The 21,977-nt window shown below is 64.3% G+C and carries 19 protein-coding genes; 15 read left to right on the top strand and 4 right to left on the bottom strand.

Annotated elements, in window-relative coordinates:
* The first annotated feature begins 1 nt into the window (after position 1).
* From VGN62_RS14125 to VGN62_RS14110, 4 genes are all read left to right on the top strand, one after another.
* Positions 2–787, top strand: coding sequence for a type III pantothenate kinase (locus tag VGN62_RS14125; protein WP_327455031.1), 786 nt, complete (start codon positions 2–4; stop codon positions 785–787).
* The gene (locus VGN62_RS14120; protein ID WP_327454926.1) at positions 784–2,418 is read left to right on the top strand and encodes a ribonuclease J; all 1,635 of its coding nucleotides are present in this window, start codon (positions 784–786) and stop codon (positions 2,416–2,418) included. The genes VGN62_RS14125 and VGN62_RS14120 overlap by 4 nt, the downstream gene beginning before the upstream one ends.
* A 16-nt stretch (positions 2,419–2,434) precedes the next feature.
* On the top strand, positions 2,435–2,695 hold the full coding sequence (locus VGN62_RS14115) for a DUF1467 family protein (RefSeq protein ID WP_327454924.1): 261 nt from the start codon (positions 2,435–2,437) through the stop codon (positions 2,693–2,695).
* A 68-nt stretch (positions 2,696–2,763) separates the two neighbouring features.
* The gene (locus VGN62_RS14110; protein ID WP_327454922.1) at positions 2,764–3,225 is read left to right on the top strand and encodes a DUF5063 domain-containing protein; all 462 of its coding nucleotides are present in this window, start codon (positions 2,764–2,766) and stop codon (positions 3,223–3,225) included.
* 37 nt (positions 3,226–3,262) lie between these two features.
* On the opposite strand, the gene VGN62_RS14105 is transcribed toward VGN62_RS14110, so the two are convergent.
* The gene (locus VGN62_RS14105) at positions 3,263–4,030 is read right to left on the bottom strand and encodes a cyclase family protein (RefSeq protein WP_327454920.1); all 768 of its coding nucleotides are present in this window, start codon (positions 4,028–4,030) and stop codon (positions 3,263–3,265) included.
* Between the two features lie 115 nt (positions 4,031–4,145).
* On the opposite strand from VGN62_RS14105, the gene VGN62_RS14100 reads away from it, so the two are divergent.
* The gene (locus VGN62_RS14100; RefSeq protein ID WP_327454918.1) at positions 4,146–5,786 is read left to right on the top strand and encodes an MFS transporter; all 1,641 of its coding nucleotides are present in this window, start codon (positions 4,146–4,148) and stop codon (positions 5,784–5,786) included.
* 43 nt (positions 5,787–5,829) lie between these two features.
* Positions 5,830–6,879, top strand: coding sequence for an alanine racemase (gene alr, locus VGN62_RS14095; protein ID WP_327454916.1), 1,050 nt, complete (start codon positions 5,830–5,832; stop codon positions 6,877–6,879).
* Positions 6,880–7,040: 161 nt separating this feature from the next.
* Here the strand turns inward: alr and VGN62_RS14090 are convergent, their stop codons facing one another.
* Positions 7,041–10,250, bottom strand: a complete 3,210-nt coding sequence (locus VGN62_RS14090; RefSeq protein ID WP_327454913.1) for a TonB-dependent receptor domain-containing protein — start codon at positions 10,248–10,250, stop codon at positions 7,041–7,043.
* A gap of 494 nt (positions 10,251–10,744) precedes the next feature.
* On the opposite strand from VGN62_RS14090, the gene phaR reads away from it, so the two are divergent.
* From phaR to VGN62_RS14070, 4 genes are all read left to right on the top strand, one after another.
* A complete protein-coding gene (gene phaR, locus VGN62_RS14085) occupies positions 10,745–11,278 on the top strand; it encodes a polyhydroxyalkanoate synthesis repressor PhaR (RefSeq protein WP_327454911.1) in 534 nt (177 codons plus the stop codon).
* A 43-nt stretch (positions 11,279–11,321) separates the two neighbouring features.
* Positions 11,322–12,848, top strand: a complete 1,527-nt coding sequence (proS, locus tag VGN62_RS14080) for a proline--tRNA ligase (RefSeq protein WP_327454909.1) — start codon at positions 11,322–11,324, stop codon at positions 12,846–12,848.
* Positions 12,849–12,991: 143 nt separating this feature from the next.
* A complete protein-coding gene (locus tag VGN62_RS14075) occupies positions 12,992–13,723 on the top strand; it encodes a hypothetical protein (protein WP_327454907.1) in 732 nt (243 codons plus the stop codon).
* A gap of 46 nt (positions 13,724–13,769) precedes the next feature.
* Positions 13,770–16,088 (top strand): VacB/RNase II family 3'-5' exoribonuclease, encoded by a 2,319-nt coding sequence (locus VGN62_RS14070; protein ID WP_327454905.1) that lies wholly within the window; start codon positions 13,770–13,772, stop codon positions 16,086–16,088.
* 5 nt (positions 16,089–16,093) lie between these two features.
* Here VGN62_RS14070 and VGN62_RS14065 read toward each other — a convergent pair whose 3' ends face one another.
* Positions 16,094–16,876, bottom strand: coding sequence for a helix-turn-helix transcriptional regulator (locus VGN62_RS14065; RefSeq protein ID WP_327454903.1), 783 nt, complete (start codon positions 16,874–16,876; stop codon positions 16,094–16,096).
* Positions 16,877–16,994: 118 nt separating this feature from the next.
* Here VGN62_RS14065 and VGN62_RS14060 point away from each other — a divergent pair, with 118 nt between their 5' ends.
* A complete protein-coding gene (locus VGN62_RS14060; protein WP_327454901.1) occupies positions 16,995–17,384 on the top strand; it encodes a hypothetical protein in 390 nt (129 codons plus the stop codon).
* 9 nt (positions 17,385–17,393) lie between these two features.
* Here the strand turns inward: VGN62_RS14060 and VGN62_RS14055 are convergent, their stop codons facing one another.
* Positions 17,394–17,846, bottom strand: coding sequence for a universal stress protein (locus VGN62_RS14055; protein WP_327454899.1), 453 nt, complete (start codon positions 17,844–17,846; stop codon positions 17,394–17,396).
* A gap of 175 nt (positions 17,847–18,021) precedes the next feature.
* Between VGN62_RS14055 and VGN62_RS14050 the strand changes: the two genes are divergently transcribed.
* Genes VGN62_RS14050 through VGN62_RS14035 form a run of 4 tightly spaced genes read left to right on the top strand, consistent with a single transcriptional unit; the run spans position 18,022 to position 21,969 of the window.
* Positions 18,022–19,332 carry a pyruvate dehydrogenase complex dihydrolipoamide acetyltransferase gene (locus tag VGN62_RS14050; protein WP_327454896.1) on the top strand — a complete coding sequence of 437 codons (1,311 nt, stop codon included), beginning with the start codon at positions 18,022–18,024 and terminating at the stop codon, positions 19,330–19,332.
* Position 19,333: 1 nt separating this feature from the next.
* Complete coding sequence (gene lpdA, locus VGN62_RS14045; RefSeq protein ID WP_327454894.1) at positions 19,334–20,731, top strand: dihydrolipoyl dehydrogenase; 1,398 nt, start codon at positions 19,334–19,336, stop codon at positions 20,729–20,731.
* Positions 20,732–20,752: 21 nt separating this feature from the next.
* Positions 20,753–21,352 (top strand): hypothetical protein, encoded by a 600-nt coding sequence (locus tag VGN62_RS14040; protein ID WP_327454892.1) that lies wholly within the window; start codon positions 20,753–20,755, stop codon positions 21,350–21,352.
* Positions 21,349–21,969 carry a phosphatase PAP2 family protein gene (locus tag VGN62_RS14035; RefSeq protein ID WP_327454890.1) on the top strand — a complete coding sequence of 207 codons (621 nt, stop codon included), beginning with the start codon at positions 21,349–21,351 and terminating at the stop codon, positions 21,967–21,969. The genes VGN62_RS14040 and VGN62_RS14035 overlap by 4 nt, the downstream gene beginning before the upstream one ends.
* The last annotated feature ends 8 nt before the right edge of the window (positions 21,970–21,977 follow it).

Here is a 21,977-nt window from a genome sequence, read left to right as displayed (position 1 = left end):
CGTGCTGCTCGCGATCGATGTCGGCAACACCAACGCCAAATTCGCGCTGTTCCGCGGCGCGGAGTTGCTTGCGCGCTGGCGCATTGCGACCGACGACCGCCGCACCGCGGACGAATATATGGTGTGGCTCGACCAGCTGATGCGGATCGAGGGGCATGATCGCGCCGATGTCGAGGCGGTGATCATCTCGACCGTCGTCCCGCGCGCGCTCCACAACCTCCAGCTGCTGGCGCACAAATATTTCGGCGTCGATGCGCTCGTCGCCGGGCGCGAGCCCGTGACCTGGGGCATCGCGCTCAAGGTCGACGAGCCGCAGTCGGTGGGCGCCGACCGCGCGGTCAACGCAATCTCGGCGCAGGCGGTCGAACCCGGCAAGGACAAGCTCGTCATCAGCTTCGGCACCGCGACGACGCTCGACCATATCGGCCCCGACGGTGCCTATCTGGGCGGGATCATCGCCCCCGGCGTCAACCTGTCATTGGAGGCATTGGTCGCCGCCGCGGCGAAGCTGCCGCGCATCGCGATCGAGGCGCCCGCCACGACGAGCGTGATCGGCCGCACAACCGAAAGCCAGATGCTCATCGGCGTCTATTGGGGCTATGTCTCGATGATGGAAGGGCTGATCGCGCGCATGAAGGCCGAGATCGGCAAGCCGCTCACCGTCATCGCAACCGGCGGCCTCGCAACACTTTTTCAGGAACAGGCGCACCTGTTCGATCGTATCGAACCCGACCTGACACTCAACGGGTTGATGCACCTCTATAATCAACGGAACCCAAATATATGACGACTCCGGGCAAGGAGCTGCTTTTCCTCGCATTGGGAGGATCGGGCGAGATCGGCATGAACGCCAATCTTTACGGCTGCGACGGCAAATGGATCATGGCCGACCTCGGCGTGACCTTTGGCAGCCACGATTATCCCGGCATCGACATCGTCATGCCCGACCTTGAATTCATCGAGGATCGCAAGAAGGACCTGCTCGGCATCATCCTCACGCACGGGCACGAGGATCATATCGGCGCGCTGCCCTATCTCGCCGCCGACCTCGGCGTGCCGCTCTATGCCAACCGCTTCACCGCGGGGCTGATCGCGCACAAGCTCGCCGAAGAGGGGCTGGAGAAGGACGTCGACCTGCGGACCGTCGATATCGACGACAATTTCCAGCTCGGCCCCTTCGGTATCCGGCTGATCCCGCTCGCGCACTCGATCCTCGAAATGAGCGCGGTGGTGATCGACACGCCTTACGGCCGCGTGTTCCACACCGGCGACTGGAAGCTCGACGAGGAACCGATCCTTGGGCAGCCCGCGACCGCCGCGGCGCTGACCGCGATCGGCGATGAAGGCGTCGACGTTCTCGTCTGCGATTCGACCAACGCCTTCAATCCGGAAGCCTCCGGCAGCGAGGGCGGATTGCGCAAGGGGCTGGAGCAGGCGGTCGGTGCGGCAAAGGGACGGGTGGTCGTCACGACCTTCGCGTCGAACGCTGCGCGCCTTGCCACATTGGGCGCGGTGGCGAAGGCGACCGGGCGCAGCCTGTGCGTCGCGGGCCGCTCGCTCGACCGCATCCTCGGCGTCGCACGCTCGGTCGGCTACCTCAAGGATTTCCCGCCGACGGTCGACTTCGACGAAGCGATGCGGCTGCCGCGCGACAAGGTGATGGTGATCGCGACGGGCGGGCAGGGCGAACCCCGCGCCGCGCTCGCGCGGATGGCGGCCGACATCCACCAGATCAAGCTCGAGGCGGACGACACCGTCGTCTTTTCGTCGAAACAGATCCCGGGGAACGAGGTCGCGATCGGACGGATCATGAACCAGCTCGCCGCCAAGGACGTGCTGACGGTCACCGAAAAGCAGGCGCATATCCACGTCAGCGGCCACCCGGGGCAGCCCGAACTCGCAGCGCTCTATGGCTGGCTGCGGCCGAAACTCGTCCTCCCAGTCCATGGCGAAATCCGCCACATGCACGAACAGGCCCGCTTTGCGCTCGAAACGGGCGTGCCGCACGCGCTGGTGCAGGAAAATGGCGACCTGGTGAAACTGGCGCCGGGCGCGGCGAAGATCGTCGAGCGCGTCCATGCGGGGCGGCTGATCCTCGACGGCGATGTCATCCTGCCCGCCGATGGCGAGACGATCAACGAACGCCGCAAGCTTTCGCTCAACGGCCACATCACCGTCGCGGTGATCTTCTCCGACAAGCGCTTCGTCGAAAGCGCGGTCAGCTATCGCGGTGTGCCGGTCGAGGATGAGCGCGAAGCCTTCATCGACGAGATGCGCGAAGCCGCCGAACAGGCCGCCACCGGACCCGCGCGCGACGAGGAGCGGCTGCGCGAGGCGATCCGTCTCGGCGTGCGCCGCGTCGCCACCGACTGGACGGGGAAAAAACCCGTCGTCGATGTGATGCTCGTCGAAATCTGATCGGGGAACGACTGCGATGAAATGGACTTCGGCGCTCGCCATCTACCTGCTGTTCTGGGCATTCAGCGCCTTTTTCGTGCTGCCCTTCCATGGCCGGCGCGCGAGCGATGATGCGACGCCGCTGGTGCGCGGACAGGAACCGGGTGCGCCCGCAACCTTTCGCCCCGGCCGCATCCTGCTGCAGATGACGATCGCCGCGACGGTCACCTTCGTCCTCTATTACGTCGCCTATGTGAACGGCTGGGCCGACCCTGACGTGCTGACCGGGCGGGCGTAGCGCCCCGCAACGGTCCTTTTCGTCTGCGTCGGGGTAAGTTTTCGGTGCCAATGTTGGAACAGATGCTCATGTCCGACCATTCTCCAGCCTCGATAGAATCTGCCATCCATGACTATCTTGCCCTGTTCAAGGACAAGCCTGACGAGGATGGCGTTAGGCTCTCCCGACTGTGCGAGGCTTTAGACCGCCTCGTGATCGAATATCACCGCTCGCCAGAAGTTGAACCTGGTACCGAAGATGAAGCTCCATCGGTGCCTTACGAGCCGTTGGCGGCGCGTGCTTCTGCTTCATTCCCGGAACTCGGCCTTTATGCGCACGCCGAACCGATGGAGGGCTTAGACCAACAACTTACCCAAGGCGATGCCATTGACGACCTTGCCGACATAGCGCGCGACCTGTCTGGCGTTCTTTGGCTAATCAAACACGGTGCAGTCGACGATGCCATTTGGGAGTTTCGCTTCGGCTACCAGTCCCACTGGGGAATGCATCTTCATCAGCTGAGACGTTACCTATATTCGGTTATGCACTGACCTGCGAGAATGTCCGCAATCGATTGATCCCGACCGTTCAACCGTCCACCAGCGCCACCGCACGGATCCAGCCCGCGCTCGCGCGCTCGATCTTCACGGGGAAGCAGCTGAAGGTGAACCCCGTCGCGGGGATCGCGGCAAGGTTGGTCAGCTTCTCGATCTGGTAATAGGGGCGGATGCGCCCGGCCTTGTGCCCTTCCCAGATGATCGACGGGTCGCGCGTCTCGGCCCAGCGCTTCGCGGTATGGCTGAACGGTGCGTCCCAGCTCCACGCGTCGGTGCCGACCACCTGCACGCCGCGCTCGGTCAGGTAGAGCGTCGCGTCGGCGCCCATGCCACAGCCCTGATCGGTGAAATTGTCGGTGCCATAGACCGCGCCCGACTGGACGAGCACGATGTCGAATGGCTGGAGGTCGTGCCCGATCCGCGCGAGTTCGGCCTCGACTTCGGCGCCGCTGATAACATGGCCGTGTGGCCGATCCGAAAAGTCGAGCTTGACGCCCGGACGAAAGAAGAGGTCGAGGGGCGCTTCGTCGATCGATGGGGCGGGCGATGCGCCGCTGTCGGTGGTCGAATGATAATGCCAGGGCGCGTCCATATGCGTGCCGTTATGCGTGCTCAGCGACAGCATCTCGACCGCCCAGCCTTCGCCGTCGGGCAAATCCACGCGCGTCAGTCCGGGGAAGAACATCGCGATCTGCTCCCACGTATTTTCGTGGGTCATATAGGTGATGTTCGGGCGCATCACCGGCGGGTCGGAGACGACGTCGTTGGTGATCGGGATCGAAAGGTCGATGAACTGCATGGGCGCCATCCTGCCACCGCTTTGACGCTACGCCAAGAAGGCTTGCGCGGTGGCGCTTGCCCGGTAGAGAAGGGCGAAAGCCCCATGCAAAAGGCGATGGGGCGGGGGAGAGTATATGACCGAAAGTGCCGCCGCCGGACCCGGCGCCGTTTACGAACCGACCGCGAAAGATATTCGCATGGTCATCGCCGCTTCGTCGGCGGGTACGGTGTTCGAATGGTATGATTTCTTCATCTACGGCACGCTCGCGGCGATCATCGGCAAGGCATTCTTTCCCAGCGACAATGCGACGCTCGAAACGCTGCTGGTGTGGGCCGGCTTCGCAGTCGGTTTCGGTTTTCGTCCCCTCGGCGCGGTCTTGTTCGGTTTCCTCGGCGACCGGTTAGGCCGCAAATATACTTTCCTCGTCACCGTCACATTGATGGGCATCGCCACCGCCGGTGTCGGGCTGATCCCGTCGGCCGCGACGATCGGGATCGCCGCGCCGATCATCGTGATCCTGCTCCGCGTGTTGCAGGGCCTCGCACTCGGCGGCGAATATGGCGGCGCTGCTGTCTATGTCGCCGAACATTCGCCGCCCGGAAAGCGGGGTTTTTATACCAGTTTCATCCAGGCGAGCGTCGTCGGCGGTTTCGTGCTCAGCCTGATCGTCGTGCTCGGCTGCAAGGCGCTGATGCCCGATGCCGTGTGGGAAAGCTGGGGCTGGCGCGTGCCCTTCCTGCTCTCGATCATCCTGCTCGCGATTTCGCTGTGGATGCGCCTCAAACTGTCCGAAAGCCCGGTGTTCCAGGCGATGAAGGCGGAGGGCGAGCTCGCGAAGAATCCGCTCAAGGAAAGCTTCACCTATCCGGGCAACCCGCGCCGCATCTTCATCGCGCTGTTCGGCATCGCCGCCGGGCTGACGGTGATTTGGTATACCGCGATGTTCTCGGGTCTCTCCTTCCTCAAAGGACCGATGAAGGTCGAGGATACCGCCGCCGAAATCATCGTCGGCTGTGCGGCTGCGGTCGGCATGGGCTTTTTCATCTGGGCTGGCCGCCTGTCCGATCGTGTCGGGCGCAAGAAACCGATCGTCTGGGGTTATGCCGCGACGCTCGTTCTGCTCTTCCCGCTCTTCTGGTGGATGGGCAGCGTCGGCAATCCCGCGCTGACCGCCGCCGCCGAACGCGCACCCGTGACGGTGACCGGGTCGCAGTGCAGCTTCGATCCGTTTGCGCAGAAGCAGGCAACGGCGTGCGGGCGCACGCTGGGCGAGCTGACCAAGCTCGGCGTGCCCTACACGGTGGTCGCGACCGACAGCGGTTTCGACAGCGTGAAGATCCGGATCGGCGACCGCGAGGTTGCAAGCGAGGATCCCGCGCTGTTGCAGCCCGCGCTCGAAGCGATGGGGTATGACTTCGCGAAGCAGGTCCCCGGCGCGGGCAGCATCGCGATCATCTTCCTCGCGCTGCTCGGCCTCAGCGCGCTGTCGGGTTTCACCTACGGCCCCGTCGCGGCGCTGCTGTCCGAAATGTTTCCGCCGCACGTCCGCTATTCGTCGCTGTCGATCCCTTACCACCTCGGCACCGGCTATTTTGGCGGGTTCCTGCCGCTGATCGCCAGCTTCATCATCGCAAAGACCGGCAATGCCTATGCGGGCCTGTGGTACACATGGGGCGTGGTGCTCGTCGCGTTCCTCGTGACGGCTTTCATGCTCAAGGACCCGGTCGAGGGGCAGTGGGACAAAGCGGCTCCGGGGACGACACCCGCGGCCTGATCACCCCATTGGCGCGGCCTGCGAACCCGTATAGTGGCGGGGGATGATCGAAGTATCGTCGCCCCTTCGCCTTCGCCTCGACCGCGAAGCCCTCGTCGCCAACTGGCGCTGGCTTGCCGCCCGAAGCGGTGCCGCGGCGTGCGGGGCGGCGGTGAAGGCCGATGGCTATGGTCTCGGTGCGCGGGCGGTGATGCACCATCTCGCGGCGGCGGGATGCCGCGACTTCTTCGTCGCAACCTGGGCCGAGGCCGCCGCGCTGATGCCCTTGCCCGAAGGCGTGTCGCTCTCGGTGCTCCACGGTGTTGGTGCGAGCGATATGGTCGCTGCACGCACGCTCCCCGTGCGCCCGGTGCTCGCCAGCCTCGCGCAGGTCGCGCGCTGGCGTGAGGCGGGGGAAGGGCGACCGTGCGACGTGATGGTCGATACCGGGATGAACCGCCTTGGGCTCCGTGTCGAAGAGGCGATGTCCGGCGCACTCGACGGCCTTCGCATCGAAACCTTGCTGAGCCATCTCGCTTCGGCCGATGAGGATAGCGACCAGAATGCCGGGCAACTCGCGGCCTTCCGTGCCGTTCGCGAAGCGGTTTCCGCGCGGCGCTACAGCCTCGCCAACAGCGCGGGGATCTGTCTCGGCGCCGATTATGCCTTCGACCTGACGCGTCCCGGCATTGCCCTTTATGGCGGTATGCCGCGGGTTGAGGCGGAGGGGCATATCCGCCAAGTCGCCTATCCCGAAACGCGCATATTGCAGGTACGGGACGTGCCCGCGGGCGAGGGCGTCGGTTATGGCGCGACATGGACCGCCCCGCGCGCCTCGCGCGTCGCCATTGCGAACATGGGCTATGCCGACGGCTTCCTGCGCTGCCACGCCGCGACGGGCGCCGGTGCAAGCTGGCAGGGGCATGTGCTGCCGTTGATCGGCCGCGTGTCGATGGATTTGATTGCGTTCGACGCGAGCGACGCGGGTGCGATCGGCGAAGGCGACTGGCTAACGCTCGACTACGACCTGCCGGGAACTGCCGTGCGTAGCGGACTGTCGCAATATGAATTGCTGACCGGGCTGGGCGCGCGGTTCGAGCGTATCTGGATCTAGCGCCCTGCCGCGCCGAACGGCGCCAAAACACCGACAATAGCTGTCTCTGGGCTGCTGCTAGCGACCTGCGCCGCGCGCTCGTTGCCTCTGGCGCGTCCAGCCAAAGAAAAGGGGGACGAGAGCAAGCTCTCGTCCCCCGAATTCTGTTAAAGGTTGTGCGATCAGAAGCGAGCGCGGGCACCTGCATAGAAGCTGCGACCACGGAAGCTGTAGATCGCGCTGCCAGCGCCGGTTGCGGTCGAGCCGTACGGCGGCATCTTGTCGAGGACGTTGTCGACACCAGCATAGAAGTTGATGTTCGGACCGCCCGACGACTTGTTGACGTCCCATTCGAAACGCAGGTCGTGGTAGAACACCCGCGGGTACTTATCGACATCGGCATAGTCGATGTTCTGCGGCGGAAGGCCGTTCAGCTCGTTAAGATCCTCATAGGTGTTGAGGTACATCGGGCCGATGTAGCGCATCCGGTAACCGAAGGTGAACGGACCGACGCCCAGGTCGACGTCCCAGCGGAACTCGTCCTTCGGATCGCCCAGTTCGCCGAGAATGCGGTTCTCGAAGTCGGGGTTGATCGAGTCCTGATAGTTGCTGATCTTCAGGTTGTGCGTGTAGATCAGGTTCGTGTTCAGGCTTACATCGTCGGTCAGGGCCGTGCGATACGACAGATTGACGTCGATGCCCTTGCGTTCGCGGCTAGCGAAGTTCAGCGGCGCCACGATCAGCGAGTTGGTCACAATACGACCAGGCTGATCGCCGTTGACCGGAGCGTTGGTCAGGTTGCGGCTGAACTGACGGCAGAACACGTTGTCGAGCGACGCCGAGTCATAGCAGCTGTTGAGGATCTGCTGCGCGGTCAGCGACGTGATGATGCCGTTCACCGTGATGTCGTAATAGTCGACCGACAGGTTCAGACCCGGAATGAAGCGGGGCTGGATGACCACGCCATAGGTGTAGGAATCCGAGGTTTCCGCGACCAGGTTCGGGTTGCTGCCGCTGACGATGCCGAGCGACTGGTTGACGTCGGTGAGCAGGCCAAGCTGCGCGCCCAGAGCGGTTGCGCAGTTCGTTGCACGGATGCCCGTACCGCGCTGCCCCGGGTTGCAGGGATCGGTGATCGTCTGGAAGTTCGGAACCAGCGGGAATGCCGTTTCCGAAACGTTCGGAGCGCGAACCGCGCGGCTGTAGTTGGCGCGGAAGCGAACGTCTTCGACCGGCGCATAGTCGATGCCGGCATTGTACGAATAAACCGTACCGACATTGCCCTGATACTTCGCGACACGACCTGCGCCGCTGAGCGTCAGTTCATATGCGAAAGGCACTTCCTTCAGCAGCGGAAGCTGGATTTCGCCATAGGCTTCCTTCACTTCGAACGGCTTCGGACGGAACGACGGGATCGAAACGCCATTGGTGTAGCCACCCGTGACGAACGGATCCTGTTCGTAGAACGCCCGCTCGTTGCGGTATTCGGCGCCGATCGCGAAGCGGACCGGACCGCCCGGCAGGTTGAAGAACCCGCTGGTGTCACCCGCGACAAAGCCCGACGCAATGAACTGCGACAGCCCCGACGAAGCGGTGAAGGTGCGGCTGAAATAATCGATCGCCGCGCTGTTATCCAGGCCGCCGAACGGATTATAGGGCACGCAAGCCGCGATATCGGCCGCAAGGCGGTTTTGGTTGACGGCCGGATCGCCGAAACCAGCGTTCTGGAACCGGACAGCCGAAGCGGGGTCGAACTGCGAACGGCACTGGATCGCGCCGGTGACCGGGTTACGGCCCGCGTCCAGCGAGAGCATGAACCGCTGGCGATCGATGAAGCCCGTGGTGGTCACGTCTTCACGGAACTTGCCGTAGTTCATCGACAGTTCGTAGTTCCAGTCATCGTTGAACGTCCCGCGCAGGCCGCCAACAACGCGCCAGGTGTCACGCTGGAACTTTTCGTCGCGAATGCCGACGTCGAGCAGCGAGCGTGCGACGACGAAGCGGTACGAGCCATCCGCGATCGCCGCGCGATCCGCTGCGGTCAGGTTCCCGCCGGCAGGGCAGGTGACCAGAAGGTCAGGCCGGCAGCCCGAGTTCAGGATCAGGTTGGAAAGCAGTGTGCGGTCCGCCGGATTCAGGAACGGGTTATCGATGCGCGTGCGCTCACGATAGTCGAACTGCTGCAGCGTACCCTGGATGCCTGCCGGACCGGCGTTGTTGCCGAGCGCGTTGACGCGGTTCCACTTGGCTTCGAGGAACAGTTCCGACTGCTCGTTGACTTCGAACCGCGCCAGCATGTTGAAGTTATAGCGTTCGGTGAACGGAAGCACCGAAAGCAGCTTGCCTTCACGGCCCGTCTGGCCGTTGCCTCCGGCGATGCCGCCGAGAATACCCGCACCGTAGCGCGAGCCCGTCTGCGGGACGAGGCGGCCTTCGTTGGTGAAGATATAGGTGCAGTTGTACGGCGTGCCGAGGCTGTTCGGGCCGCCGTTGTTGGCGAGCGTGCCGTTGCCGCAGGCAGCGCCCGCTGCGTTGCGCTGGTTGATCGGCACGAGACCGTTGAAGTGGATCGTCGAGCTGCGGATATCGCGGATGAAAACGCGATCCGGGAAGCCGTCGCCGCCATTGACGATTCCGGCGCCGGCGTCGCTGTCGATCACGCCAAAGGCATCCTGGCGCTGGAACGCCGGGATGTCCGACGCGAACACGCGATCCTGGCGCGAATATTCGCCATGCAGAGTGACGTTACCGCGGCCTTCGGCGAAATTCTTGCCGTACATGGCCGAGAAATACTGGTTGCCGCCAAAGCCTTCTTCGGTGATGCCGCCCTGGGCGCGAAGCTGGAGGCCGTCATAGTCACGGCGAAGGATGAAGTTGACGACGCCTGCGATCGCGTCCGAACCGTAAATCGCCGAGTTGCCGCCGGTGACGATGTCAACGCGTTCGATCAGGTCGTTCGGGATGGTGTTGATGTCGGGCGACACGGCGTTCGACAAGATGTCGGCAGGGACGTGACGACGGCCGTTGACCAGAACGAGCGTGCGCTGCGTGCCAAGGCCGCGAAGGTCGAGCAGGTTGAGGCCCGCGATACCGATGCCGAGGCCCGGGTTCTGCTGTGCAAAGGTGCTGCGCAGCTGCGGCAGGTCGTTCAGCGTATCGCCGATGTTCGTCTGACCCTGCTGGAAAAAGCTTTCGCCGGTGATCGACGTGATCGGCACGGTCGATTCGAGGTTCGGGCGGCGAATGCGCGAGCCGGTCACGACGATCGTGCCTTCGGCAGCTTCCGCTGCGTCGTCGGCCGGGACGCTGGCTTCCTGAGCCATCGTCGGCATTGCACTGAACAAAGCAAGCGTCAGGGCAGAGCCCCGCACTAGCAGGCTAGTTTTCTTCATGATGTATTCCCCGGTTAGCCGTTCAAAGAGTGGGATGAACGGATTACCCTCCAGAAAGACAGAAAATTTCGAAGGCACAAGCCCTTGATGAATTTTTTCTGACGGTCTTGAGACTCTGGTGCGGCGCTGTTGCAATTTCGCAACAGGTGCGGCGCGCCGATGTTCGGCCGCGCGTGGAATCAAAGTTCCGCCGCGCGAAAGGAACGGCCTTGCGCGGCGCTTTCACGCGATGGAAATACCAGAAATCTGATATCTTTTGAAACTAAGTTGCGTTGGTCGTCTTCCCGCTTTTTCCCGCTTGGCCTATGCCCACCGGGCTGGAGGTCGCCTCGACGAGCGGCATTGCAAAGTTGGCCGTGGCGAATCATCTCTTCGCGATGGCGGTCCGTGCGCGGCGTATGTTGCGACGCATCATGGATTGATGCTAATGCGGCGGCCATCAAATATCCGGCGCGACGGGTCGTCGAAACCGGAATGCAGGAGCGCGGGTCAAGATGGCGAAGTCCAAGGGGGCGACGGAGGATGACGTCGTCACGATCAAGAAATACGCCAACCGGCGGCTCTACGATACCGAGCGCAGCTGCTACATCACTCTCGAGGATCTTGGCACGATGGTCCGCGACGGCCGCGATTTCCGCGTCGTCGATGCCAAGAGCGGCGAGGATATCACGCACAATGTCCTCACCCAGATCATCATGGACGAGGAAACGCGCGGCGAAACCTTGCTTCCGGTCAATTTCCTGCGCCACCTGATCGGCATGTATGGCGACAAGATGCAGTCGATGGTGCCGCAATATCTCGAAGCCTCGATGACCGCGTTCCGCAAGAACCAGCAGGATGTCCGCTCGGCGCTCGAAGGCGCGCTCGGCTCCAACCCGCTTGCCGAACTGACGCGCCGCAACATGGAGATGTTCCAGCAAGCGGCGGGCGCTTTCATGCCAGGCGCCGGCAAAACGAAGGATGCCGAGATCGAGGCGCTCAAGGCCGAGATCGCCGAGCTCAAGTCCGAGCTCGCCAAAAAGAAATAATCGGGCCGCCACGGCGCCCCAGCTACGGAAAATACAAACTATCATGGTCAAACATGCGCTCAGCGTAACCCGGCAGGCCGACTTCGCGGCCTGGTATCAGGATGTCATTGCCGAAGCCGACCTCGCCGAGGAATCGGGCGTTCGCGGCTGCATGGTGATCAAGCCGTGGGGCTACGGCATCTGGGAACGCATCCAAAAGGTGATGGATACCGCGATAAAGGATGCGGGGGTCCAGAACGCCTATTTCCCGCTGTTTATTCCCTTGAGCTTCTTTGAGAAGGAAGCCGACCATGTCGATGGTTTTGCAAAGGAAATGGCGGTCGTCACTCATCACCGCCTGATCGCCGACGGCAAGGGCAAGCTCGTCCCCGATCCCGAGGCGAAGCTGGAAGAGCCGCTGATCGTTCGCCCGACGTCGGAAACGGTGATCGGCTCGGCGATGAGCCGCTGGGTGCAGAGCTGGCGCGACCTGCCTTTGAAGGTCAACCAGTGGGCGAACGTCGTGCGCTGGGAAATGCGTACGCGCATGTTCCTGCGCACCAGCGAATTTCTGTGGCAGGAAGGCCATACCGCGCACGCCGATCGCGACGACGCGATGGCCGAGACGCTGCGCGCGCTCGAAATGTACCGCGCCTTCGCCGAGGACGTCCTTGCGATGCCGGTGGTCGCGGGTGAAAAGCCCGAGCATGAGCGCTTTCCGGGCGCCGTCGCGACCTATTCGATCGAGGCGATGATGCAGGACGGCAAGGCCCTGCAGGCCGGCACCTCGCACTATCTCGGCACCGGCTTCGCCGAGGCGGCGAACATCCGCTACCAGGACAAGGACGGCGGTCACAGCCTGTGCCACACGACGAGTTGGGGTACGTCGACGCGGATGATCGGCGGCGTCATCATGACGCATGGCGACGACGACGGGCTGCGCTGTCCGCCGCGCATCGCGCCGCACCAGATCGTGATCGTGCCGATGCTGCGCGACAATGAGGAGGATCAGGCGATCCTCGATTATTGCCGCGATCTCGAAGCGCAGCTCAAGGCGCTCGACGCCTTCCGCGAGCCCGTCCGCGTGCTGCTCGATACCGGCGCGAACAAGGCGCAGACCAAGCGCTGGGGCTGGGTCAAGAAGGGCGCGCCGGTCATTGTCGAGGTCGGCCCGCGCGACGTCGCTGGCGGCAATGTCGCGGTGATCCGCCGTGATCGGCTGTACAAGGATGATGGCAAGCTCAATTCGGCGTTCATCGCCAAGGGCGACTTTGTGGCCGACGCGGTCGCGACCCTCACGGATATCCAGACGAGCCTTCATGGCGAGGCGCACGCGCGGCTCCACGCCAATATCCGCCGCGACGTCACCGACCTCAAGGCGCATTTCGCCGGCGACGACAAGTTCGTCGGCTGGGTCGAAGTGCAATGGTCGCGTCCGACCGGCGCTGCGCTCGACAAGGTCGTCGAACAATTGAAGGCGCTCAAACTGACGATGCGCAACACGCCGCTCGACGCGGCGCCCGCCGACGGCGCCTGCTTCTTTACCGGCGACCCCGCGGTCGAACGCGTGCTGATCGGGCGGACCTACTGACGAAAATTGCAGGCAGTCCGGCGACGAAACCGGTTCGGCCCCTGTCATAAATCTGATAGGATAGCACCCGCAAGGCACGGGCGATGCACCCGGCCGCGGTGGGGCGCATCTCTATTCCAGGCGTTTTGACAGGGGAAAAGGTCATGAAGAGACAAATTGCCGGTTCGACGATCATCGCAGCAATGCTTGTGGCAAGCATTGGCCCTGCCGCCGCGAAGCCGCCGTCGGACGTCTCCGACCTCGTCGGCGCCCGCGCAGCAGGGGCGGAAACCGCTATGGAATCGCGTGGCTACGAGATGGCGAAGACCAGCGGGGGTGCTCAATATTGGTGGAACCGCGGCACGAACACCTGCGTCAGCGTGGTCGTTTCCAACGGACGCTATGCCAGCGTCAACAAGGCCGATTCGAGCAGTTGCGGCCATGGCGGTGGCGGCGATGCCGCCGCAGCGGTCGGTGCGATCGCCGCCGTCGGCCTGATCGCTGCGCTCGCCAGCCATAAGAAGAAGCATGGCGACCATGGCGACGCTAATCATGATGGTGACTATTCGCGCGGCTATAACGACGGTCTCTACGGCGCCCAATATGATCGCAACGACAGCGAGGGTTATCACGACGGTTTCATGGCGGGCGAACAGGAAGCATCGAACCGCCGTATGGCAAATCGCAATTATGCGCGCGGTGGGCCCGATGCGGCCCGCGCAGCATGCGAACGCCGCGCCGATCAATATCAGAACGCTCCCTGGGGTAGCAGCGTCGCGGTCAGCCAGCGCACCACGGGCGGCGGCAACTATGAGTTCACGATGGCGACCGGCCATTACCGCTCGACCTGTAAGGCAAGCCCTTCGGGTCAGGTCATCGACATTTCGCCCTATTGATCCGGATGGGGGTGACGGGCCGCCCGTTACCCCCTATCCGCGGGTGATGGCCCGCAAACAACACACCGGATTGCCGACGCCCCAGCAGATCCTTCGCTTCATCGAAGAGAGCAAGGACGCGGTCGGTAAACGCGAGATCGCGAAGCATTTCGCGCTCCACGGCAACGACAAGATCGCGCTGAAGGCGCTGCTCAAGGACATGACCGACGAGGGGCTGGTCGACCTTGCCCCCGGCCGCGCGTTCCACAAACATGGCGGACTACCGCGCGTCACCGTGCTGCGCGTCGCGGCGATCGAGGGGAGTAATGTCTGGGCGGTGCCCGAACGCTGGGAAGCCGCCGGACCCGCACCGCGGCTGCGCGTGATGGAGCAGGGCCGAAAAGGTGCACTCGGCGTCGGCGACCGTATCCTCGCGCGCACCGAGGAGCGCGGCAACGGCCATGTCGCGCACCCGATGAAGCGCCTCGCGGCGAGCGCCGAGATGGTGATCGGGGTTCTCGTCGAAGATATGGGCCCCGGCGGCAAGCCGATGATCTGGCTGCGCCCCGCCGACAAGCGCGCGCGCTATGACTTTGCCGTCGCCGACAAGGGTAGCGCCGATATCGGCGATCTTGTGCGTGCGGAGCTGACGGGACGGGGACCCGCGATCAAGGCGAAGGTCGTCGACCGCATCGGCGACCCGTTCGCGCCCAAATCGCTGAGCATGATCGCGATCGCGCGACACGAAATCCCGCATGTCTTTGGCGCCGAAACGCTTGCCGAGGCCGAAAAGGCGGCGAAACTGCCGCTTACCGCCGACGGGCGCGAGGATCTGCGCGATGTGCCGATCGTTGCGATCGACCCGATCGACGCGCGCGACCATGACGATGCCGTCTGGGTGGTCCCCGACGACGAGCCGGGCAACAAGGGCGGTTTCCGCGCGATCGTCGCGATCGCCGACGTCAGCTATTATGTCCGCCCCGACGGCGAACTCGACCGCGAGGCGCGGCGGCGCGGCAACAGCGTCTATTTTCCCGACCAAGTTGTCCCGATGCTTCCCGAAACGCTGTCGGCGGGCGTTTGTTCGCTGAAAGCGGGGCAGGACCGTGCGGCGATGGCGTGCCATCTCGTGATCGACAAGCATGGCAAGGTGACGTCATGGCGCTTCAACCGCGCGCTGGTGCGGCTTCGCGCCAACATCGCCTATGAACATGCGCAGGCGGCCTATGACGCCGACGCGCCGCGCGACGAATGGGACGCCGATGTGCTCCCGACGCTCCGGAACCTGTGGGCCTGCTGGGCGCTCCTCGCCAAGGCGCGCGCCGCCCGCGCCCCGCTCGACCTCGACCTTCCTGAACGCCAGGTGATCCTCGACGAGGCGGGGAGCATCGCCGAAATCCGCGTCCGCGACCGGCTCGATTCGATGCGGTTGATCGAGGATTATATGATCGCGGCGAACGTCGCGGCGGCGAAGGCGCTCGAGGCGAAGAAGTCGCCCGTGATGTACCGCATCCACGAACCGCCGAGCCGCGAAAAGCTCGTTGGGCTGAAAGATTATCTTGAAACCTTCGAGCAGAGTTTTGCGCTGGGGCAGGTGATTACCCCCGCCGTGTTCAACCGCCTGATCGACGGTTTTTCCGAAGACGACCGGTTGCCCGAGATCATGCAGGCGATCCTGCGCAGCCAGACGCAGGCCTATTATGGTCCAGCCAACGCCGGGCATTTCGGCCTTGCGCTCGGCAGCTATGCGCATTTCACCTCGCCGATCCGCCGCTACGCCGACCTGATCGTGCATCGCGCGCTGGTCGATTCATACAAGCTCGAGGTACCCGGAAAGCCCAAGGACCTGCCGACGCGCACCGGGCTGGGTGAGGCCGACGCGAAAGGGCTGTCGCGGATCGGCGAGGCGATCAGCGCGCTCGAACGCCGCGCGATGGAGGCCGAGCGCGAGACGGTCGACCGCTATGTCGCGGCCTATCTTGCGAGCAAGGCCGGAGAGATTGTCGCGGCGCGGATCACCGGGGTTCAGCCCTTCGGCTTCTTCGCCACCGTCGACGGGCTTGGTGGAGACGGGCTGGTGCCGGTGTCGACCTTGGGCAGCGAACGCTTCTTCTATGACGAAGCCGCGCGCAGCCTCGACAGCGAGCATGGCCGCGTGAGCTACACCGTCGGGCAGCGGCTGGACCTCCGGCTGATGGATGCCAATCCGGTCAGCGGCGCGCTGCGCTTCGAACTGCCCGACGCCCCCGAAGGCGGCTTCCGCAACCGCCCGCCGCGCCGCGACGGGGTCAAAGGGAAGGCGATGGGGAAGGACAAGGCCGGGAAGCATATGGTCGGCAAACGCGGCCGCCCCGCGAACATCAAGCACAAGGGTAAGCGGCGCTAGGTTGGTTATTGCGTTGCGAGCGCCTGCAACAAGGCCGCGCTTTCGGCATCCGCCGGGAAAAATGCTTCGATCGCCAGTTCGGACAAAGTGATATCGACCGGCGTCCCGAAGATCGTCACCGTCGAAACGAAGCGAATTTGCCCCATCGGCGTCTCGAGGATCAGCGGTACCGCGATGCCGTTCGCTTCGCTTCCGTCGTGCGCGTCGGCGACGGCAGGATAGCCGGCCAATTCTTCGCGCAGCGCGATCAGCCCGGCGTCGGCACTCGCGTCGATCTGGTGGTCAAGCCGTTCGAGCAGGTGCGCGCGCCACTCGCCGCGGTTGACGATATGCGGGGCGAGTCCGTCGGGGTGCAGCGCGATCCGCAGCACATTGACCGGCGGCACGAACAGTTCGGGCGCCGCCAGCCGGACAAGGATTTCGACCGCGGCGTTCGCCGCGACCATGTTCCAGTGCCGGTCGACCGCGAGTGCGGGATAGGGTTCGTGCCCTTTGAGCACATGTTCGACGATCGCTTTCATTCCGGCCATTTCGGCGCTGTCGAGCGGTCGCTCCTGATAGTCGGGGGCATAGCCGCCCGCGAGCAGCAGTGCGTTGCGCGCGCGATGCGGAACCTCGAGGCAGTCGGCGATCCGCTGCAACATCGCCGCGCTCGGCCGCGAACGGCCGGTTTCGATAAAGCTCAGGTGCCGCGTCGAAATCTCGCTGTCGAGCGCGAGGTCCATCTGGCTCATCCGGCGCCGGACGCGCCATTCGCGGAGCTGTTCGCCAAGCGATGCGGGTTTCATCGTCATTCTCCTTCGTAACGCGAGCTATACCCCGGCTTTCGGTTTTTCCATTACCTCAGGCGTAATCGACGGCATTCCTTTTCGGGTTCAATTGGGGCGGGTCGAAAGGAGAACCAACATGTCGATCCTCAATCTCAAGAACATCCTCATCGCCGATGCCATCACCTGCACGGGTGTCTTTGCTATCGGCCTGCTCGCCGCCGCCCCCGTTGGCGCGCTGCTCGGCCTGCCCGCAAACGTCGTCGCCATCGGAGGCTGGATTTGCCTCGCCGCCGCGCTCCTGATGGTCGTTGCGGCGCGGCAGGCCATGCCGAGCGCCGCGCTGGTCAAGCTCATCGCGCTCGGAAACCTCGGCTGGGTGGCGGCGAGTTTTGCGGTCGTCGCGACTTTTGCCGAGCAGATGACCGGTCTCGGCATCGCGGTGGTTATCGCACAGGCTTTCGCCGTGCTTCTCTTCGCGATCCTCGAATGGAAAGACGCCGGCGTGCCGCGCACCCTCGTCGTCTGACGCGACGCGCTAACTCAGCGCGTCGAGGCGGGAGATATCGATCCCGCCCGGCACCAGCATCACCGGACAGGGGAGGGTTCCCGCATCCTGTCCGGTGAAATGCGCAACCAGCGGTCCCGGCGCACCCGAGGCCGCAGTTGCGAGCACCAGCGCCGCAATCTCGTCGCTCGCGCCGATCACTTCGCGCACGACTTCGGCGGGCTTGCCCGCCTTGATCAGGTTCTGCGGGGTGACGCCCTCCTGCATCACGGCATCGGCGGCGGTCGCCACCAGTTCCTCGGCATGTTCGCGCGCCTCGGCCTCGATCGTCGCCTGGACCCCGCCGAACGCGACAAAATCCTGTGGCGGGATGATCGCAAGGATAATCACGCCGCCGCCCGTCCGTGCCGCGCGCCGCGCCGCAAAACGCAGTGCCAGCGACGCCTCCGGACTGTCGTCGATCACCACCAGATATGTCCGCATCGCCCCGACCCCTCGTGTTTTTGCTTGGGGCCAAGACTGCGTCACATTCGTATGAAACGCAAGTTTGGCCCGCTGGACCTTGACCGAAGCAAGGCTTAAGGCGAGGGAACAATCCGTAGCGGCAGGCCGCGCCTGCAAGACTCGCCTTCAAGGTTCAAGAGGGACAAATCCGACGATGCCGATCGAACTCAAAATGCCCGCCCTTTCACCGACGATGGAGGAGGGGACCCTCGCCAAATGGCTGGTGAAGGAAGGCGATACGGTCAAATCGGGCGACTTGCTCGCCGAGATCGAGACCGACAAGGCGACGATGGAGTTCGAAGCGATCGACGAAGGCGTCGTCAGCCAGATTCTCGTCGCCGAAGGCACCGACAATGTGAAGGTCGGCACCGTGATCGCGGTGATCGCGGGCGAGGGTGAGGATGCGTCGAGCGCCAAGGCTGCGCCCGCACCGGCTCCTGCTCCTGCTGCGGAGGCCAAGGCCGAAACCCCGGCACCGGCCCCCGCCGCGGCCCCTGCGCCGACTCCGGCTCCCGCACCGGCTGCTGCGCCCACCGCGTCGGGCGACCGCATCAAGGCAAGCCCCCTCGCGAAGCGCCTTGCCGCCGAGCAGGGCATCGATCTCAAGACGCTGACCGGCACGGGCCCGGGCGGGCGGATCGTCAAGGCCGACCTCGAAGGCGCGGCCGCTGGCGCCGTTGCACCGGCTGCCGTCGCGCCCGCGGCCGCAGCGCCTGCTGCCGCACCAACCGCCGCCCCCGCACCGGCGGCCGCCGGCGCGATCCCCGATTTCGGTATCCCGCACGAGGACGAAAAGCTCAGCGGCATGCGCAAGACGATCGCGCGCCGCCTCAGCCAGTCGATGCAGGAATCGCCGCACATCTACCTCACCGTCGACATACGCCTCGACGCGCTGCTCAAGCTGCGCGGCGAACTCAACGCCAGCCTCGAAAGCCGCGGCGTCAAGCTCAGCGTCAACGACATGCTGATCAAGGCGCTCGCGGTCGCGCTCGAACGCGTTCCCGCGTGCAACGTCAGCTTCGGCGGCGATGTGATGCGCAAATACAGCCGCGCCGACATCTCGGTCGCGGTCAGCATCCCGGGCGGCCTCATCACCCCGATCATCGTCGACGCGGGCAGCAAGTCGATGTCGAAAATCTCGACCGAAATGTCCGAGCTCGCGGCGAAGGCGAAGGAAGGCAAGCTCCAGCCCAGCGAATATCAGGGCGGCACCGCCTCGATCTCGAACATGGGCATGATGGGGATCAAGCAGTTCACCGCGGTGATCAACCCGCCGCAGGCGATGATCATGGCGATCGGCGCGGGCGAAAAGCGTCCCTATGTGGTCGACGACGCGCTGGCGATCGCGACTGTCATGTCGGCGACGGGCAGCTTCGACCATCGCGCGATCGACGGCGCCGACGGTGCGCTGCTCATGAAGACCTTCAAGGAGCTTGTCGAAAGCCCGCTCGGACTGGTGGCGTAACATGGCTGACACCAACTACGACCTCATCGTCCTCGGCTCGGGCCCCGGCGGCTATGTCGCGGCGATCCGCGCGGCCCAATTGGGCCTGAAAACCGCGATCGTCGAGCGCGAGAATCTCGGCGGCATCTGTCTCAACTGGGGCTGTATCCCGACCAAGGCGCTGCTGCGTTCGGCCGAAATCTACCATTATATGCAACATGCCGGCGACTATGGCCTGATCGCGCAGCAGATCAGCGCCGACATCGACGCGGTCGTGAAGCGCAGCCGCGGCGTCGCGAAGCAGCTCAGTCAGGGCGTCGCTTTCCTGATGAAGAAGCACAAGATCACCGTCCATATGGGCGAGGGCAGGCTGACCGCGCCGGGCAAGCTCGAAGTGAAGGGCGAGAAGGGGACCGAAACCCTGACCGCCAAGAATATCATCGTCGCGACCGGCGCGCGCGCGCGCGACCTGCCGTTCGCGCCAGCCGACGGCAAGCGCATCTGGACCTACCGCCACGCGCTCGTCCCGCCCGAAATGCCGAAGAAATTGCTCGTCATCGGATCGGGTGCGATCGGGATCGAATTCGCGAGCTTCTACAAGGACATGGGGTGCGATGTGACCGTCGTCGAGATGCTCGACCGCCTCGTCCCCGTCGAGGATGCCGACGTGTCGGCCTTCCTCGAAAAGGCGCTCAAGAAGCAGGGCATGACGATCTTCACCGGCGCCGGCGTCGAGGAGCTGAAGGCGACCGCCACCGGCGTCACCGCGAAGATCAAGACGAAGGACGGCAAGACGGAAAGCGCCCAGTTCAGCCACGCCATCGTCGCGATCGGCATCGTCCCGAACACCGAGAATATCGGGCTCGAAGCCCTAGGCGTGAAGACGACCAAGGGCCATATCGACACCGACGCGATGTGCCGCACCAACGTCCCCGGCATCTGGGCGATCGGCGACGTCACCGCGCCGCCGTGGCTCGCGCACAAGGCGATGCATGAATCGGTGATTTCGGTCGAGGCGATCGCGGGCAATCACCCGCACGCGATGGACCCGCGCAACATTCCGGGCTGCACCTATTGCCGCCCGCAGATCGCCAGCGTGGGGCTGACCGAGGCCAAGGCCAAGGAACTCGGCTACGAGGTCAAGGCCGGCACCTTCCCCTTTATCGGCAACGGCAAGGCGATTGCGCTGGGCGAGGCCGAGGGCTTCACCAAGACCGTGTTTGACGCGAAGACGGGTGAACTGCTCGGCGCGCACATGATCGGCGCCGAGGTCACCGAGCTTATCCAGGGCTATACGATCGGCAAGACCGCCGAACTGGTCGAGGATGATTTCATCGGCACCGTCTTCCCGCATCCGACGCTGAGCGAAACGATGCACGAAGGCGTGCTCGCGGCATTCGGGCGGCCGCTGCATATCTAGGGCGGGTCGAGGCATCGCCGCTTGAATCCCTCGATCCTTCATTTCGCCAGAACGGGCAGCATCATCAAGATGCTGTTCTTTCTGGGAATGGCGGCGATCGCTTTTGCCGTGGCAGGCCTGATGCATGCTGAGGGCGAGGCGCAGCCCGAAACGCAATATCTGCCCGGCGGGGTCGAACTCCCGGCGCCGGCACCGCGCAAGGACCCGCTGGCGCCCTTCAAGATGCCCTTGCTGGTCGTCGCGGGGGGTGTGGCTCTTTTCTACGCCGGGCGGCACGGCTTGCGCGCGGCCACGCGCGCGGTGGCGGCAAGAACCGAAGGCGGCCGCCTCCATCTTCATTCGAGCTATGGCGGTGAGGTCGATCCGGTGCCGGTCGAGGCGATCACCGACGCTATCTTCGATCGCGCCGACCGTCTGCCGGGGGAAGCTTCCGGATCGGCAAAGCTCGGCGCCCGATTGCGGCACGGTCTCTACCTTCGCTATCGCGCCGGTAACGCAACCCGCGAAATGCGGCTGATCGACAATGATATCGAGGGCGGAACCGACCAGCTACGACGCTTTGCGGCCCATCTCGACGTCTGGCGCCACGCGCGGCGCGACCGGACGGTGGGCGAAGGATGACGGGAACCTCCCGGCTATTGTGGGTATCGGCCGCGTTGATCGTCGCGGTGATCCTGCTGGGCTTCGCAGTGGGCGCGGGCTGGACAGCAGCCGCCGACTGGCAAATCTCGCACATCCTCTCGCTCCGCATCGACGAAAGCGACCCCGCCTTCATCGCCTTCATGCAATGGGCGAGTTGGGTCGGCGGCGGCACGCCGCGCTGGATCATCGTCATCCTACTGTGCGGGCTCGTCTGGCATTGGTGCGGACCTCGCTGTTCGGTCGCGCTCGGCGGCGCATCGCTGCTCGCGAACCTTGCGTCGAGCCTGCTCAAACTCGGCTTCGGCCGCGCGCGCCCCGACCTGATCGAGCACCTCGACCATCAGACGAGCTTTTCCTATCCCAGCGGCCATGCGACGAGCGCGGCGGTTGTCTATCTGCTCCTCGCCTGGCTCGCGCCGCCGCGCTGGCGCTCCTTCGCCTGGGCGCTCGCGGCGGCGATGATTCTCCTCAACGGCTTCTCGCGCATCATGCTCGGTGTCCATTGGGCAAGCGACATAGTGGGCGGCACGATGCTGGGGACGGCTTTCGCCCTGCTCGGTGCATGGTGGGTCACGAAACAAAAGACCATGTCCTGACGCATTTT

Origin of the sequence: Sphingopyxis sp. (assembly GCF_035998905.1) — a bacterium.
Classification (GTDB): Bacteria; Pseudomonadota; Alphaproteobacteria; order Sphingomonadales; family Sphingomonadaceae; genus Sphingopyxis.
Note: the sequence above shows the minus strand (reverse complement) of the source record. Positions and strands in the feature narration are given on the sequence as shown.

Bases quoted from the DNA above. Each gene is read 5' to 3' on its own strand.
- proS (WP_327454909.1), top strand. From the start codon at position 11,322: ATGGTCAAACATGCGCTCAGCGTAACCCGGCAGGCCGACTTCGCGGCC.
- VGN62_RS14120 (WP_327454926.1), top strand. From the start codon at position 784: ATGACGACTCCGGGCAAGGAGCTGCTTTTCCTCGCATTGGGAGGATCG.
- VGN62_RS14075 (WP_327454907.1), top strand. From the start codon at position 12,992: ATGAAGAGACAAATTGCCGGTTCGACGATCATCGCAGCAATGCTTGTG.
- VGN62_RS14060 (WP_327454901.1), top strand. From the start codon at position 16,995: ATGTCGATCCTCAATCTCAAGAACATCCTCATCGCCGATGCCATCACC.
- lpdA (WP_327454894.1), top strand. From the start codon at position 19,334: ATGGCTGACACCAACTACGACCTCATCGTCCTCGGCTCGGGCCCCGGC.
- VGN62_RS14090 (WP_327454913.1), bottom strand. From the start codon at position 10,250: ATGAAGAAAACTAGCCTGCTAGTGCGGGGCTCTGCCCTGACGCTTGCT.
- VGN62_RS14105 (WP_327454920.1), bottom strand. From the start codon at position 4,030: ATGCAGTTCATCGACCTTTCGATCCCGATCACCAACGACGTCGTCTCC.
- VGN62_RS14115 (WP_327454924.1), top strand. From the start codon at position 2,435: ATGAAATGGACTTCGGCGCTCGCCATCTACCTGCTGTTCTGGGCATTC.
- VGN62_RS14110 (WP_327454922.1), top strand. From the start codon at position 2,764: ATGTCCGACCATTCTCCAGCCTCGATAGAATCTGCCATCCATGACTAT.
- VGN62_RS14035 (WP_327454890.1), top strand. From the start codon at position 21,349: ATGACGGGAACCTCCCGGCTATTGTGGGTATCGGCCGCGTTGATCGTC.
- alr (WP_327454916.1), top strand. From the start codon at position 5,830: ATGATCGAAGTATCGTCGCCCCTTCGCCTTCGCCTCGACCGCGAAGCC.
- VGN62_RS14070 (WP_327454905.1), top strand. From the start codon at position 13,770: ATGGCCCGCAAACAACACACCGGATTGCCGACGCCCCAGCAGATCCTT.
- VGN62_RS14065 (WP_327454903.1), bottom strand. From the start codon at position 16,876: ATGAAACCCGCATCGCTTGGCGAACAGCTCCGCGAATGGCGCGTCCGG.
- VGN62_RS14055 (WP_327454899.1), bottom strand. From the start codon at position 17,846: ATGCGGACATATCTGGTGGTGATCGACGACAGTCCGGAGGCGTCGCTG.
- VGN62_RS14100 (WP_327454918.1), top strand. From the start codon at position 4,146: ATGACCGAAAGTGCCGCCGCCGGACCCGGCGCCGTTTACGAACCGACC.
- VGN62_RS14050 (WP_327454896.1), top strand. From the start codon at position 18,022: ATGCCGATCGAACTCAAAATGCCCGCCCTTTCACCGACGATGGAGGAG.
- phaR (WP_327454911.1), top strand. From the start codon at position 10,745: ATGGCGAAGTCCAAGGGGGCGACGGAGGATGACGTCGTCACGATCAAG.